This window comes from Paenibacillus sp. UMB4589-SE434, from assembly GCF_030226685.1.
Taxonomy (GTDB): domain Bacteria; phylum Bacillota; class Bacilli; order Paenibacillales; family Paenibacillaceae; genus Paenibacillus_B.
This window is the reverse complement of the sequence record NZ_JASOYK010000001.1, coordinates 1,245,462-1,260,884: the sequence shown is the minus strand read 5'-3', so window position 1 is coordinate 1,260,884 and position 15,423 is coordinate 1,245,462. Positions and strand designations below refer to the sequence as shown.

The window sequence follows — 15,423 nt, the reverse complement described above, 5'->3', positions numbered from 1 at the left end:
TATGATCATAAAGCCTCGGCATTGTCGTGCTGAGGCTTCTTACTCGTAATGTAGGAGCCAAAGGGGAGATTATATTAATAGTTGACAGGACACTAAATGGTGTCCTATAATCAAAATGTCACTAAATGGTGTCGAATTAGCTGTTCTCGCTTCGTGGGCGCTACGTTCGAACTACCGCCTACTTTAGGGAGATGGTGAAATTATCGGTTGTTCCTTGGAAATAATATTTAGGAGAGGTTGTTGTGCGTGAGAACAACCAGTTGCGGGATATGTTTGACGCGATTACAGATCCAACTAGGCTCCGACTGATTCATCTGTCAGTTAGCAGAAGCGGAGGAGCTGCCGCTTCATGAGTTAACCGACACCGTTTCAAGTGGGCTGGATTGCGGTATCCAAGCATTGACAATGCTTAAGGATGCCGGAGTTGTACTTAACTGTAAAGTAGGCAGAGAAACACGGTTTAGGCTAAATGCCTCACCTTTAAAATAAATTCAAGATTGGCTAGCTTTCTACCACAAGTTTGGCGTGTGAATATGCTGCGCCTAAACCACTTATTAGAGGAGGAACAAGAATGAGTTTAACATTATCCTTAGATTTTCAATACTTGACATCGATCGAGAAGCTTTGGTCTGCCTTAACCGATCCAAGCAAGCTTGCCAAATGGGTCATGGAGAATGATTTTAAGCCTGTTGTTGGATACCGTTTTCAGTTCCGCACTGAGCCGAACGAATGGTGGGACGGAGTTATTGAAGGTGAAGTGATTATCGTGGACGAGCCAAACTGTTTGTCCTACACTTGGGCCAGCGCAGGAGAGCAGCATACAGTTGTTTGGACGTTACAGGCATTAGAAGATGGAAAGGTTAACCTTCATCTTGAGCAAACCGGATTCTCAAATGCTCAAGGGCTCGAAGGTGCCAAGTATGGCTGGAGTGGTTGGTGCGCCAAGCTCGAAAAGGTGTTGGAACAATAGCCAGTATTTCTCTCTTTCCATTGGCGAATTAGTGGGTGCGGTAGTTGAGTTCTGCTAGACAAGACATAACCGGCTGCATGTAGGTTGCAGCCGGTTATGTGTTTGAGGGGATATCCATCTCTAATCATCTAATTAACACGACTGGGAGGATGTAAAGCATGAGCGAATCTAAACAGGAATATATCGTAATCTCGGCGGCGAGGGAAAATAATCTCAAGAACGTATCCTTGCGCATTCCCAAGCGAAAGATCACGATTTTCACCGGGGTATCCGGATCGGGCAAGTCATCGATCGTCTTCGATACGATTGCCGCAGAATCCACGCGTTTGCTGAATGAGAACTTCAGCATGTTTGTGCGCAATTTCCTGCCGCGTTATCCGCAGCCAGATGCGGACGCGATTGAGAACCTAAGCATGGCTGTTATTGTGGACCAGAAGCGGCTCGGGGGCGGTTCCCATTCCACTATGGGCACGATTACCGATATCTCTCCCATTCTCCGTCTTCTCTTCTCCCGAATAGGTCAGCCGTATGTTGGACATACGAACATGTTCTCGTTTAACGATCCGCAAGGCATGTGTCCCGAGTGTAATGGGATCGGTCGCAAACTAGCCGTTGACATGAACAAGGCGGTAGACATGTCAAAGTCGTTGAACGAAGGGGCAATTATGCTGCCGGATTATGCGGTGGGCGGCTGGGATTGGAATATGATCGTGCAGTCGGGGGACTACGATCTGGACAAGAAGCTAAGTGATTATTCAGATGAGGAACTGGAGCAATTGCTGTACGGCAAGGCTAGGAAAGTGAAGATGGATTTCGCCGGGAAGGCAACAAATATTACAGTTGAAGGCGTCATCGAGAAGTTCACGAACAAATACATCAAGCAGGATGTGAAGGCGAAGTCAGAGCGCACACAAAAAGCTATTGCACCGTACATCACTGAGGGTTCTTGCTCCAGCTGCCACGGTGCAAGACTTTGTCAGGCCGCACTCAGCTGCAAAGTCAATGGATTCAACATTGCGGAGATGTCCGCCATGGAGGTCGGGCAGCTTATTCGAGTCATTCGGGAGATAGGCGATTCTGTCGCTGCGCCGGTCGTTAAGTCACTAGCAGAGCGGTTGCAGCATCTAGTGGATATCGGACTTGACTATTTAACACTGGACCGTGAGACGGATACATTGTCCGGCGGCGAGTCGCAGCGCGTCAAGATGGTGAAGCACCTGAGCGGCAGTCTGGTGGATGTCACTTATATCTTCGATGAGCCCAGCGTCGGTTTACATCCCCGTGATGTACACCGGTTAAACGAATTACTTCAGAAGCTGCGCGATAAGGGGAATACCGTAATTGTCGTTGAGCACGATCCCGATGTGATCAAGGTGGCCGATCATATCGTTGACGTTGGGCCTCGCGCTGGCAGTCGTGGTGGTACCATTGTGTATGAAGGCAGCTACCAAGGCCTGCTGGAGTCAGATACTCTGACAGGTACCCATATGAAGCGACCGCTCCAGTTGAAGCACGATTGCAGGCAGCCGACCGGCATGCTGACGATCAAGGATGCCACTTTACACAACCTGCAGAACGTAAGCGTAAATATTCCAACCGGAGTGCTGACATTAGTTACGGGTGTCGCCGGCTCGGGTAAGAGTACGTTAATTAACGAAGTATTCCTTAGCCAGCATCCGGATGCGATCGTCATTGACCAATCCGCGGTAGGCGTATCAACACGCTCAAATCCCGCTACCTACACGGGAATTATGGATGATGTGCGCAAGGCGTTTGCTTCCGCGAACAAGGTCAGTCAAGGCTTGTTCAGCTTCAACTCCAAAGGCGCATGCGAGAACTGCCAAGGTCTAGGTGTGGTGTATACAGACCTTGCATTCCTTGACAGTGTGAAGCTGCCGTGTGAGGTATGCGAAGGGAGACGGTTTAAGGAAGAGGTACTTGAGTATAAGCTGCATGGCAAATCAATTGCAGAAGTGCTGGAGATGACGGTGGAGCAGGCATTGGAATTTTTCCAGCTAAAAGAGGTCGTGCGCAAGCTTCAGGCGATGAGTGATGTCGGGCTGGACTATATTACGCTTGGCCAGCCACTCAGCACGCTATCGGGCGGGGAATGTCAACGCATCAAGCTGGCAAGTGAACTGCATAAGAAGGGCAGCATCTACATGATGGACGAGCCGACGACTGGCCTCCATATGTCAGATATCGGGCATCTTCTCAAGATTATGAACCGCCTCGTAGATGCCGGCAATACAGTGATCGTCATCGAACACAACCTTGAAGTGATCAGCCAAGCGGATTGGATCATTGATATGGGACCAGATGGAGGTAGTAAGGGTGGCCAAGTAGTTTTCGAAGGTACACCTTGGCAAATCATCGATGCTGAGCACTCGATTACGGGAAAATACATGATGTAATACATTTTAGCCTCATAGTAATATATGGGTTATGTAAATTAATGGCATTTAAGAATAGTTTATAGAAGTTCAATTTAGTAGCAAGAGAGCAAAGGCTGCCAGCAGAAATGGCAGCCTTTCGCTTTATAATGACTGAAATTGATGTAAAAATATAGCTGACGGCTACTCGGCCCGTTAGCGAAGTCGAATATTGTATTCTGCGGCCACGGGATGTTTACTTCTAAAAATCTACTTCAATCTACCATATAATGGTCTTACAATCTTGCCTAATTTACCTAATTTACCTGGTAATTTTTTAAGGCTGAGTCTACCTAATATAAATTTTGGTTTTCTCTTTTTGGACACTCTAGTATTTCTTGGGATAGATGTACCTTTAGTACTATCTACAAGGGTTAATGTGTAGTTCAAAAAATTTCCGACAGGAACTCTATCGAACCCTACTGTTCTACAGCCCGTGCCCTGGCAGCTTTCTATCCAGCACATTGAGAAAGCTGTTCTAGGAACAGAAGTGAAGTAATTACCATTCCACTCATTATTGAAATTGTCCTGTGCATAGACATAATACGTTTGATTAACAGATGAGCCAGTCACTAAAAGCGAACTTCTTCCAGGAGTAATACGGTACCAGCCAATCTTCGTATAGGTGACAGGACTACAACCTGCATCATAATATCCGACAGCAACATATATCGGGTTAGGCGTACTATTTCGAACATAAAAACCCACTGTTATCACTCCACTCTTATAAAAGAACTGAGAACACATCTTTAATCTATGTCAATTATTCGAAAAAGTAATAGGCATAAGGAAGATTAAAAAGTCCAAATACAAAAGAAGTCAATATAAGTTTACTATTCAAGGACCGATCAACGACCACCAAAGAGGACACATACACTAGACATCACGTTTGACTCGAATTACCAACCCATTTATACTAATTCCACCTTTAGATAAATCATTTATCATGATCTGACCTAGGAACGGTTAATGTTACAATGATATCGGGTGATTACATATTTGATGAATTAGGAGATTTCTAAATATGCAGAAAAAGATTTTAATCGTTGAAGATGATATCCATATATCCCAAATTATTAAAATGAACCTCAATATTGTGAACTACATAACGACTGAAGTATACGACGGCTTGGCGGCGCTGGAGGCGGTAAAGCAAGAGAAGTACGATCTCATCCTGCTAGACGTTATGATTCCGCTGCTCGACGGGTTTGCACTAATGGAAAAACTTCAACCCTACCGTATACCGGTCATTTTTCTGACGGCAAAAAACTCGGTTTACGACAAAGTCAACGGACTGAAGCTGGGGGCCGACGACTACATGGTTAAGCCATTTGAAGGGATTGAACTGCTCGCCAGGATTGAAACCGTATTACGCAGATACGGCAAAGAAGAACGCGTTATGAAGTTCCAAAACATTCAAATCGACTTGGACAAACGGGAAATAACCCTTCAGGGGGATCCAGTTGAACTAACCCCAAAAGAATACGAGTTGATGGTTGTGCTGCTGAAAAATAAGAACATCGCCCTCTCTAGAGAGCAGTTCATCGATAACGTATGGGGTGGGGATTATTACGGCGAAACAAGAACGGTCGATATGCATATCAAATCGGTACGCAAGAAGCTTCAGCTCCAGGATCATATTAAGACTGTTTACAAAGTCGGCTACCGGCTGGAGGATTGAGCCATGAAGTTTTGGCATAAGATCTCATTGTTTTCTTTTCTAGTCTTCGTCGTTATTTTTAATGCAGCCTCGATTCTAGTGATCGAACGAAGCCATAACAAGATCCTGTCGCAGGAAATAAACAGCGCCTTAAGCCAGAATATGAGCATTCACTCAAGTATCGACGCGATTGTTCCGATTCTTCGGATCTATGATTCGCTTGATTATGAGAAGACGGTACTTGCTAATGTCGCCAAGGAATTCGTAGAGAGAAATCGCGATCAACAGGTGTATATAGATATTACGAACGATAAGAATCAGTCGATCTACAGCAATGTTGATTTTAAGATGCCGATCCATCGAGAAGAACTTAGCAAGCTGGCTGTGGATGAGATTCATTATATTCTTCGCGATATCGATCAGCGTACGATCTTGTTTACTTCGAATATTACTGATATAAATCATAAAAGCTATGTCTTTACTTACATGAAAGACGTAACTTCCTTGTACGCGGATCGCTTGGAGCAGTATAGCTTCTTCGTAAAAGTGGATATTTCTGCCAGTTTCCTCTATATGTTGATTATGCTCTTCGTTAGTAGAGGGCTGACAAAGCCGATTGATCGGTTGAATCGGACGGCTCAAGTAATTGCGCGGGGAGGATTTTCGGAACGCGTCCAATTGAAATCAAAGGATGAGATTGGTATTCTGGCTCGAAATTTTAATGAAATGGCCGCGGTTGTGGAAGATAAGATTCAAGTCTTGGAGAGGCACAATCAAGAAAAGCAGCGATTCATTGATAATTTTACTCATGAATTAAAAACGCCGTTAACATCGATTATTGGTTATACTAATTTTCTGCGAACGACGAAATATAACGAAGAACGATTCCTCGACGGTCTGGATGTAATTTATACAGAAGGGAAGCGATTAGAGTCGCTGTCACATAAGCTGATGGACTTGATTTCGTTGCAAGAAGGCCGCAGTCAAATAGAAGAACAAGACCTAGGATCCATCATTGCCGAAATGAAACCGGCACTTGAAATGATGTCGAAGGAGAAGCAGATTGCTATCATCCTTGATTGTGGTGAAGGCGGCAGGCTACTGCTGGACAAGGATCTGATCAAAGTACTGATCTTTAATCTCGTAGATAATGCGTTAAAGGCTTCAGCTCTACAGCAGAGCATTACGATCCGGCTCATCAGTCAGAATGATCGATACGTGCTGGAAGTGATCGATCAAGGGATGGGTATCTCTGAAGCGCATCGTGACAAAATATTCGAGCCGTTCTATATGGCAGATAAAGCAAGATCACGGGGCAATCAGGGGGCGGGACTAGGACTCTCTATTTGTCAGAGCGTAGCAAGGATGCACGGTGCCGTCATTGAAGTCGCGAGTGAAGAAAATGAAGGCACGACGATTCGAGTTATCTTCGAACCTATTTATCCGAAAGGCGGAGGAGTTGATCATGAATAAGTCAATCCTAATGGTCATTGGTGCAGCATTCGTGATGCTGTCGCTGACGGGTTGTGAAGACATATTCAATGGCATTGCCAAAGATAAGGTGATCGTGAAGAAGATAACGAAAGAGCCGAATAAGAACGAAGTGCAGTATGAAGGCGTGTTGTCGCAGGATGCGGTGAAGACCGTCAGTCTGAAGGCGGTCAACAAATACTACGATAAGAAATTATCGATCGATGAGGTTCAATTTGGCGAGTTGCTTGCGGTGGACCAAGTGAAGCTGAAAGAATTGTTGGATCGGGTGGAAAAGGGATATAAGAGTTATACGCGCCCGAGGCAGATGTTCGCATTTGAGATTGACGTTGAAGCGGAGCTTAAAAAAATGCCAAGCGGTGTATTCTATGTTACCTTGATTCATGATGCTGACCCGAGGGAAGTTTTTGATATTGTTGTGAATGCGAGAGATGGCGATGTACTTCGAATCAATAATGTTGACCAGTTCCCTGTTGTATACAACGATGTCGTTTCAACTCTGCTTATGGATGAAGTCCATGAAGTGGCGGAACGTTTCATTCAGGAAAAAACAAATGATCCATTATCGCAGTTAACTTTTGATAAGAAACAGATTCGTTGGGGCTATAAACCGGAAGTGTATTACTTGAACAAGGCAAATCAAATGATAAAATATAGTGTTCAAGTTCAAATGGGAACAAAGCAGGTGGCGGGATTCAGTAAAGACGTGATGGCGCTCCTACAATATTATACAGAGTCGTAAAACGACAATTTATGGCCGGCTGCATCTGCAGCTGGTCTTTATTTTTGCAATTTGTGCGCTTGAATCTAAATTTTACAACTCCTATATAAGTCTATCTTACTTATCATATATTCGCCTACTACACTGGGGTTCATGGCAGAGTATGTTCATAAGGGAAAGGAAGAAGGTAATGAAAAAAACGTTATTCATGATGTTAATGATTCTATTCATCATTTCGGTCTCAGCATGCAGCACCCCTGCGAGTAAGGGCGAGGCACAAAGCGAAAATAAGAACACAGAAACGCTAAAAGAGAAGAATGCTCCAGATTTGAAATTGGACGGGAAGAAAAAAACGATCGTGTTCTCCACCTATTTTCCAGATGAGTTTTATAAGCAGGCAAAGAAGAAATATGAAGCCAAACATCCTAATATTACGATTGATCTCAGTTATGTCGAGAGTGATGACGCACATGGCGAAGAGGATAGCGAAAAGTTTATTAAGACGACGAATACGGCTATGTTATCTGGTACAGGACCGGATCTCATTGCGGTGGACTTGCTGCCGACAGGGAGCTATGTGAATAAACAATTGTTGGTCAACATGAGTGAGTTGATAGAACATGATCCGTCTTTTCAGAAAGACCAATATTTCACAAACATCATGGACGCTGTCAAATTGAACGGCGGAATCTATGGCATGCCGCTGAACTTCTTCTTGTATGGCCTTGTAGGCAATGAAACGGTGATCAATAAAAGCGGTGTGGAGATCAATGATAAAAGTTGGAACTGGAGTCAATTCGTCGACGTGGCCAAGGAACTAAAGAATGCGGGTCCTGCCAACAACCAATCGGCCTTATTAAGCGAACCGCATTATTTGTTAAATGAAATGGTTAAAGATCAATATGCTACCTATGTGGATCAGGCTAACGGTGAAGCCAAATTCGATTCAGAAGGTTTTACTGCTCTGTTGCATCAAGTTAAATCGTTATTCGATGAACAGGTGGCTTCGGAGACAGCATCACGATCGATATTTTGGAACACTTCGATTGTTTCCCCGGCGGACTACATTCGAATGATGAAGCAGAGCGAGTACTATGGAAAGGGATATGAATTTACGTCCAAGCTGTACGTCAAACCTCATGCAGACGGGAAGGAAGCGGGAGGATATTTCAGAACCTACAATACAATCGGGATGAATGCCAAATCGAAGGTTAAAGCGGAAGCATGGGATTTCATCAAATTTATGTTATCGGATGAAGTACAAGCCAAAGCAGGCAGCGCGGGTTTCCCATTAAATAAGAACGTCTATCAAAAGCAAGTGCAGGAGCTGCTGCAGGAGGGCAAGGTGATATCGGATCAAGAAATGGGACCACTGAAGGGGAAGGTATTCGACGTGACAGCACAGGATCTTCAAGGATTGGAGCATTTCCTGGCTGAAGCGATCTATCCGGTGGAGTTCAGACCTTCCAAGATTGACGAGATCATTACGAATGAATCGAAGGCCTTCTTCAGCGGACAGAAGTCAGCCGAAGCCGTGGCCAAGTTAATTCAGAATCGAGTGACGACTTTCTTGAATGAATAACCAGCTAAACTTGTGGCGGATCGTGTGACTTATTTGAATGAGAATACGTCTATCTTTCCATTATTGGAGGCGAACAATGAACCTTGATCGACAATTCAAAGACTGACAGAACCAAGGCCAGCTGCAACCGCAGCTGGCCTTTTTACGCTGTGATGATAGGTGAATTCAGCTTTTTACAACTCCATTACAAGTCCATCTCACTTATCATATATTCGCGTACTACACTGGTAGTGTACAAGCCGATGGCAGGGGATAATGCAACGAATATGGTTTAGTAAAAAGAAAAAATCGAATGGTTCATTTTTCGCATTCGACGTGGATTTAGGAGATGTTAAACATGGTGGGAAAATGGGATCAGGGCAAAATATGTAAGCTGCTGCGACATGATTGGACGATGGCTGTTCTTTTCTTGGCGCCGAGCTTGCTAGGCTTCGCAATTTTTTATCTTATTCCGTTTGTCATGGGATTGTTCTATTCATTCCAAGATAGCGCAGTGGGTGGGTCGTTTGTTGGTTTTGATAATTATAATGAACTGTTTAATAGCGGCTCCTTCCGTAAAGCGGCAGCAAACACATTCCTGTTTACCGGTATAAGTGTGCCGCTGATCATCGTTTTATCCTTACTATTTGCGATTTTGCTTAATCAAAAGTTATTTATTCAGAATTGGCTGCAGACAGCTTTTGTATTGCCACTTGTGGTACCCGTCGCCTCTATCGTAATGATGTGGCAAATCATGTTCGACTGGAATGGTACAGTGAATGTATGGATGCAGAGCATGCATATTGAACGGATCGATTGGATGAAATCAGATTGGTCCATGGGCGTGTTGGTTGCCGTGTACACATGGAAAAATATCGGATACAACATCATTTTATTTTTAGCCGGATTACAAAGTATACCTAAGGATTACTATGAAACTGCAGACCTCGAAGGTGCCGGCAGATTTCATAAATTGATTCATATTACGCTTGTCTACTTGACTCCGACGATGTTCTTTGTCATTTTAATGTCCATTATTAATTCGTTCAAAGTTTTCCGTGAAACGTATCTGATTGCTGGTGATTATCCACATGACCGTATTTATATGCTGCAGCATTATATGAACAACATGTTTCTATCACTCAATATTCAGAAACTGACGGCCGCTGCCACCTTGATGGTAGGTTTCATTTTAATTAGTGTGACAATCATGCTTTCAATAGAACGCCGTTTTCGGCAATTTATGGATTAAGTGTAAGGACGGTGATATTGTTGGCTAAATTTCGTAAGGTTGCGTTAACGTTGGTGATGGGAATAATCGCCGCGATCATGCTATTTCCCATTGTTATCACATTCACAAATTCGTTGATGACGGAAGGTGAGATTGAACATAACTATAAGCTCATTGGCAAAATGATCAATTCTGCCGCAGGTGAGAAGGATGGATTTGTTAACTTGAAGCTATTTCCCGATTGGTTGTCCATTCATCAATATGCGGAAGTGCTGGTTCATAAACCGATGTTCCTTCAGATGTTTTGGAATTCCGTATGGATAGTTACACCGATCATCGCTGGTCAAGTGCTAGTCGCATCGCTGGCGGCCTATGCTTTTGCCAAGCTCCGATTTTGGGGACGGGATAAGTTGTTTGTCGTTTATTTGATGACCATGATTATGCCGTTTCAAGTTACACTGGTTCCCAACTACATTATAGTGGAGAAGCTTGGACTAATGAACACAACATCTGCGATTATTTTGCCTGGAATTTTCAGTGCCTTCGGTGTATTTATGCTGAGACAGTTCATGCTGCATATTCCGAATTCGTATATCGAAGCTGCCAAAATGGACGGAGCGGGGCACTTGAGGATTTTTTATAAGATTATCGTTCCTCTTATTCAACCTGGAATTGCTGCACTAATTGTATTACTATTTGTTGACAATTGGAATATGGTCGAGCAGCCCCTTATTTTTCTGGAGGATTCATTCAAGCAGCCATTATCGCTTTATTTATCGCGTGTCAGCGAAGGGGCCCGGGGGATTGCTTTTGCTGCATCTGTGCTGTATATGGCCCCAATGGTGCTCTTGTTTTTATATGCAGAGTCCTACTTTATTGAAGGAATTCAGCTATCGGGAATTAAAGGATAGTGATATAGGGGTGATTATAATGGAATTACAACATACAGATCAAACGAAGTCTGAACGTAAGCGAAAGATTCGAAGGTTGTCTGGCTGGTTTATTGGCCTCCTGATTGTTTTTACGCTGCTCAGCAACACGATAATGGCTCTGACTCTGCCTAAGGTTGTTATAGTAGAGCCGAGTCGGGGACAGCTTCTTCATACGTTCCAAGGTAGTGGTGTATTAAAGTGGAGGGCAGAGGTAGCATTAACGAATAGTACAGGTTGGAAAGCGGAGAGGGTAGATGTTAAATTAGGGGATGCTGTAAAGAAAGGGCAGAAGTTGGTCCTATACAACAGTACAGAAGCGGAACAACAGATTCAGGACGAACAAGCGAGTCTTCATAAGCTTAAGCTTACAATGGAAGAACTACAGAGCAGTTTTATGGAGGCTGTACATAGCGGAGATGAGAAGAGCATACGCAGCGCCAAAAATGTAATCGAGATCAATAAAATTGATCAGAGATTTCAGCAGCGAAAAATTCAAACGCTGCAGGATCACTTGACTAATAATCGCGAATTGGTTGCTCCGTTTGACGGAATCGTCACACAAGTCAACGCGATAGATGGCCTCATTTCATCCAATGGTGGAGGGGATGTGCGTATCTCCAACGGAAGCCTTGGATTTGAGTTTGAGTTTTTAGCCCCTGCGGTTGTAGCTGATCTCCTGGAGATAGGACAAGAGCATGATGTTCTAGTAAATAAAAAAATGAACAAACAAGTCGAAGGCAAAATTACAGAAATCGAAGATGCAAATTCTATTAATACAGGTTCAGTAGGTGAAGGTACGCTCTTGAATTCTCCAATGAAGCGTATTGTGGTCACGATACAAGACAAGAGCTTGAAAAGAGGCGATAGAGTTCATATGGAGCTCACTAAAATGACGTCTGATGATGCGGTATTGATACCCAATAAAGCTGTGCACGAAGATGGAAGCGGAAAGTATGTATTTACGATAGAGGGGAAAGATGGCCCGCTTGGCAGTACATTTTACGTTCGAAGAACATCTATTATTGTGGTGGATTCTAATGAGCAAGTATCAGCCGTAACCCAAGGTGTATTTGAGCAAGAACAAGTCATCGTCGAGAGCAGCGATCCTCTGCAGGATGGCGATAAGATTCGAATGCCATAATTATTTTGTCTTGGGGACCGAACCTTTTTCCGATAGAGCGACAATATAGTGTGTAAGCTGGTTACTCAGGAGGGCCCTCTGAATGCAAAATGAATATATGTACCAACTACTTATAAAAATGAAAGATGGTGATCAACAGTCGTTTCATACGATGTACGATGCCACCTATCAGGACATCTACCGAACAGTCTCCTTTCTCGTGGATCATCAGCAGGACCGGGAAGATGTCATGAATGAGATCTATATGCAAATGTGGACCTCACTTGCTAATTACGATACGAATCGTCCTTTCCATTTTTGGTTAAACGGCTTGGTCATCCGTCAAGTGCAGCGATTTCGGGTAAAGGGCTGGAGAAGGTTCCGAATTTTTGAACGCGTCCGTGTCTTCTCCCGGGAAGAGTCTCATTGGGATCAACCTACTGTGTTGATGGATGGGACAAACCAAATGATATCGCAGTCAATACGAAAACTGACCGATAAACAGCGGACAGTGATTATCTTGCGCTTTTTTCACGACTATACGCTTGAGGAAACTGCGACTTTGCTCGATATTCCGCTGGGTACTGTCAAGTCCAGATATCATGCTGGCTTACAGGCGCTTCGAAAAAGCTTAGGGTATCTTCCCCGGGAAAGGATGGAAATGATCAATGACTATTGAGCGCACAATCCGTGAACATCTGCACAACGAGGCAAAAAATATGACGTGCCCACCGGCCATTTCCAAACGAATAGAACAGTCTTATTCTCAATATTTGAAACAAAAAAGGAGCGAGATAACCTTGAAAAAACGATTAATTGCTGGAATAGTTGCGACTGCTATTTTGATTCCGACCGCAGCATTTGCTGCGCCTACCCTGATTGATATATTTACTAGAACACCAATGACTGCTGAACAAGTCAAGGTAGATAAGTTGGGCAAAGCAACACTTGAGAAGCTGTATAGCGCATTTCCGGAAACAAGATCGTTTAAGATTATCGATGCAAGTTACCTTGGTTACCCTAGTGATTCTAGCAACACAACGATCCAACAAAGCATCGTACTGCAGGAAAATGGAGAAACAGGAAAAAAGATTACGCTTCATGCAAACGGTATTACGGGTGAGATTGAAGATCTGACTCAAGAGAATTGGGAGCCAAAGCAGAAACCTCTCAATTCTTTGACTGATCAGGAAATTAAGGCGAAGGTGGATTACCTTATTGTTAAAATATATGGCAGCATTAAAGACTACGAAGTTGCTATAGAGCAAATGGAGAACCCAGATGTAAAAACATGGATGTTGAGTTACGCTAAAAAGGGGTCAGAAGTACCGTTCTACCAAGTATTTGTTCATGGCAATACAATTAGTCTTTCTCGGATAGGAGGCAGTGATCCTACTCCTTCAAACCTTAAAGTAGAAGGTTTATTCTCTTTAAATGGTAAGACTGATTATACTGCTGATTCCTTTTTAAATGATGAAAAACTGTTTTCTTTACTACAAATAAGCCCGACAGTATTAAAACAAGAATTAGCACAAGGTAAATCTGTTGTGGAGATCGCAGCATCTAAAAATGTCTCTAAACAACAAGTGATTGATGTAATTGCAAGAACACAGTCTGAAAACCAATATAAAGCGGATCATGATGGAGTAACTATTAGCGAGCCTTTAATGAAGAAAATGATGAAAGCAGTTGAACCAAAAGTATTGGCAGTCATTGAACATAAAACGGAAACAGCATGGTAGCAATAATAAGTAAGGCAAATTATCCGTTGATGTATCAGAAATAGCGAAAGTGTACGCATCTATTCAAAATTCGGAAAAAGTAATAAGCGAGGCCGGTATCCTTAGCGTACAGGAAACCGGTCTTATTTAGTTAAGGTTTGTACCATGTAGTACCATTTCCCTTCCTTCAGTAGTACATGGCTCATGACACTAATTTTGTGTGAATGCCTACGAAATGACATTTGCTCGTAAAGCTGTCTGGCACGTGGATTTTTACCTGAGACATGTAAACTAAGCAATTTCAAGCTTGGCTCTGCTTGAGCATGCTGCCGCGCCCATTCCAATAGCATGCTACCAATGCCTTTACTGCGATGGCCTGGGTGGACTGCTACATCTGAAATATAACATTCTCCAACTTTTGGTTCATGCCCTAATAACCAAAGCCCGATGAACAGCTTAACAACGTTCCACTTGCCGAAACGACTAAAGTTTCGCCACGAAGCACTTGCTTTCTCTTCTTGCTTAATAATGGAACCCACGTTCCATTTGACTGACAAAGTGCCGATCACTTCCCCCTCATAGACTGCAATAACTCTTCGAGTGGTCATTGCAGATGGAAAAAGTTCAAGCAGACTTGCGAAAAATTGCGCCAGATCGTCATCATTCAAATTCGTAAGATGCTGAAATTTCCCGCGAAATCCGTAAACAAACAATCGACCGACCTGTAAATTGTACTTGGCCTGCATAGGTTCAACTGTTATTCCTGCCGCTGTCATCATCACACCCTCCTTCGAAATGAACACCTGCATCAAGCAAGACTTGCAGTTCGTAATGAAGCTCATTATTGCTAAACAAAGATAAATAGGACTTCTCAATCAGGATGAGAGGGCCTGCTGGAACATAAGCATGTGCTGCTGCATAGTCATAGAACTGCTCGATGGCATGATCAAGCTCAGCATCTTCTAGAATGGAGCACTGCAGGACAAGGTAATTTCCTTCAGGCAGACATAAATCGCCGGGCTGTTGCGCTTCCAGGCAGAAGCTGACGGTGTTTGAACCATCACATATAAAATGAAGGTCCAATTCAAATAAGTTGGGCAAGCTTTTTGTTTGTGCTGCCAATTGTTTGGCACTGAGCTTTGTACCGATATCCATTTCCATCCAACGTGTGAAATACGTGGTGTTCCGCCGTTTTATTTGATAGGGAGTGGACATTGTTTTTAAGTTTTTTTGTTCATGCTGCACTTTTTGAATGAACTGCTGCAGCTCCTGTAGGCGCTGTATCTCGTCCTCTATTTTATGAAGGGAACGATGAAGAAGATGGTCATATTGATCCGCAGAAAAGGAGGTCATACATTCCTTTATCGATTGAACGGATACTCCAAGCTTTCGCAGCAGCAAAATATGCGCGAGCTGATATACCTGCTCGATGCTATACAATCTGTATTGGTTGTCATCTGTATAAGCGGGGAGAAGAACTCCTTTCTCCTCAAAATAACGAATTTGATGGATAGATACGTTCATAAGCTTGGCTAACTCACTAATGGTAATTTCATTTTTCACAACACTCACTCCTGAGCTTCA

The 15,423-nt window shown here is 43.4% G+C and carries 14 protein-coding genes and 1 pseudogene; 12 read left to right on the top strand and 3 right to left on the bottom strand.

Annotated features, from left to right (window positions below; all coding sequences use genetic code 11):
• Positions 1 to 242: 242 nt before the first annotated feature.
• The 3 genes and pseudogenes from QP775_RS05405 to QP775_RS05395 all read left to right on the top strand — a co-directional run bounded on the left by QP775_RS05405 (position 243) and on the right by QP775_RS05395 (position 3,384).
• Positions 243 to 575, top strand: a pseudogene (locus QP775_RS05405) (ArsR/SmtB family transcription factor).
• On the top strand, positions 572 to 970 hold the full coding sequence (locus QP775_RS05400) for an SRPBCC family protein (protein WP_285104263.1): 399 nt from the start codon (positions 572 to 574) through the stop codon (positions 968 to 970). The pseudogene QP775_RS05405 and the gene QP775_RS05400 overlap by 4 nt, the downstream one beginning before the upstream one ends.
• A gap of 158 nt (positions 971 to 1,128) precedes the next feature.
• Positions 1,129 to 3,384 (top strand): ATP-binding cassette domain-containing protein, encoded by a 2,256-nt coding sequence (locus tag QP775_RS05395; RefSeq protein WP_285104261.1) that lies wholly within the window; start codon positions 1,129 to 1,131, stop codon positions 3,382 to 3,384.
• Positions 3,385 to 3,612: 228 nt separating this feature from the next.
• Here QP775_RS05395 and QP775_RS05390 read toward each other — a convergent pair whose 3' ends face one another.
• A complete protein-coding gene (locus tag QP775_RS05390) occupies positions 3,613 to 4,110 on the bottom strand; it encodes a DUF1036 domain-containing protein (RefSeq protein WP_285104259.1) in 498 nt (165 codons plus the stop codon).
• A gap of 316 nt (positions 4,111 to 4,426) precedes the next feature.
• Between QP775_RS05390 and QP775_RS05385 the strand changes: the two genes are divergently transcribed.
• The 9 genes from QP775_RS05385 to QP775_RS05345 all read left to right on the top strand — a co-directional run bounded on the left by QP775_RS05385 (position 4,427) and on the right by QP775_RS05345 (position 13,860).
• On the top strand, positions 4,427 to 5,083 hold the full coding sequence (locus QP775_RS05385) for a response regulator transcription factor (RefSeq protein ID WP_285104257.1): 657 nt from the start codon (positions 4,427 to 4,429) through the stop codon (positions 5,081 to 5,083).
• A gap of 3 nt (positions 5,084 to 5,086) precedes the next feature.
• Positions 5,087 to 6,535, top strand: a complete 1,449-nt coding sequence (locus QP775_RS05380; RefSeq protein ID WP_285104255.1) for a sensor histidine kinase — start codon at positions 5,087 to 5,089, stop codon at positions 6,533 to 6,535.
• Positions 6,528 to 7,295, top strand: a complete 768-nt coding sequence (locus tag QP775_RS05375) for a hypothetical protein (RefSeq protein WP_285104253.1) — start codon at positions 6,528 to 6,530, stop codon at positions 7,293 to 7,295. Before QP775_RS05380 ends, QP775_RS05375 begins: the two co-directional genes overlap by 8 nt.
• Before the next feature lie 187 nt (positions 7,296 to 7,482).
• Complete coding sequence (locus QP775_RS05370; RefSeq protein WP_285104251.1) at positions 7,483 to 8,856, top strand: ABC transporter substrate-binding protein; 1,374 nt, start codon at positions 7,483 to 7,485, stop codon at positions 8,854 to 8,856.
• A gap of 337 nt (positions 8,857 to 9,193) precedes the next feature.
• Complete coding sequence (locus QP775_RS05365) at positions 9,194 to 10,087, top strand: carbohydrate ABC transporter permease (protein WP_285104249.1); 894 nt, start codon at positions 9,194 to 9,196, stop codon at positions 10,085 to 10,087.
• Positions 10,088 to 10,143: 56 nt separating this feature from the next.
• On the top strand, positions 10,144 to 10,977 hold the full coding sequence (locus tag QP775_RS05360) for a carbohydrate ABC transporter permease (RefSeq protein ID WP_285105717.1): 834 nt from the start codon (positions 10,144 to 10,146) through the stop codon (positions 10,975 to 10,977).
• 19 nt (positions 10,978 to 10,996) lie between these two features.
• Positions 10,997 to 12,139, top strand: coding sequence for an efflux RND transporter periplasmic adaptor subunit (locus QP775_RS05355; RefSeq protein WP_285104246.1), 1,143 nt, complete (start codon positions 10,997 to 10,999; stop codon positions 12,137 to 12,139).
• 82 nt (positions 12,140 to 12,221) lie between these two features.
• On the top strand, positions 12,222 to 12,797 hold the full coding sequence (locus tag QP775_RS05350) for a sigma-70 family RNA polymerase sigma factor (RefSeq protein ID WP_285104244.1): 576 nt from the start codon (positions 12,222 to 12,224) through the stop codon (positions 12,795 to 12,797).
• The gene (locus QP775_RS05345) at positions 12,787 to 13,860 is read left to right on the top strand and encodes a hypothetical protein (protein WP_285104242.1); all 1,074 of its coding nucleotides are present in this window, start codon (positions 12,787 to 12,789) and stop codon (positions 13,858 to 13,860) included. The genes QP775_RS05350 and QP775_RS05345 overlap by 11 nt, the downstream gene beginning before the upstream one ends.
• 122 nt (positions 13,861 to 13,982) lie before the next feature.
• On the opposite strand, the gene QP775_RS05340 is transcribed toward QP775_RS05345, so the two are convergent.
• Positions 13,983 to 14,615, bottom strand: coding sequence for a GNAT family N-acetyltransferase (locus tag QP775_RS05340; RefSeq protein ID WP_285104240.1), 633 nt, complete (start codon positions 14,613 to 14,615; stop codon positions 13,983 to 13,985).
• Entirely contained in the window at positions 14,590 to 15,402 is an 813-nt protein-coding gene (locus tag QP775_RS05335) for a MerR family transcriptional regulator (protein WP_285104237.1), read from the bottom strand. The genes QP775_RS05340 and QP775_RS05335 overlap by 26 nt, the downstream gene beginning before the upstream one ends.
• Between the last annotated feature and the right edge of the window lie 21 nt (positions 15,403 to 15,423).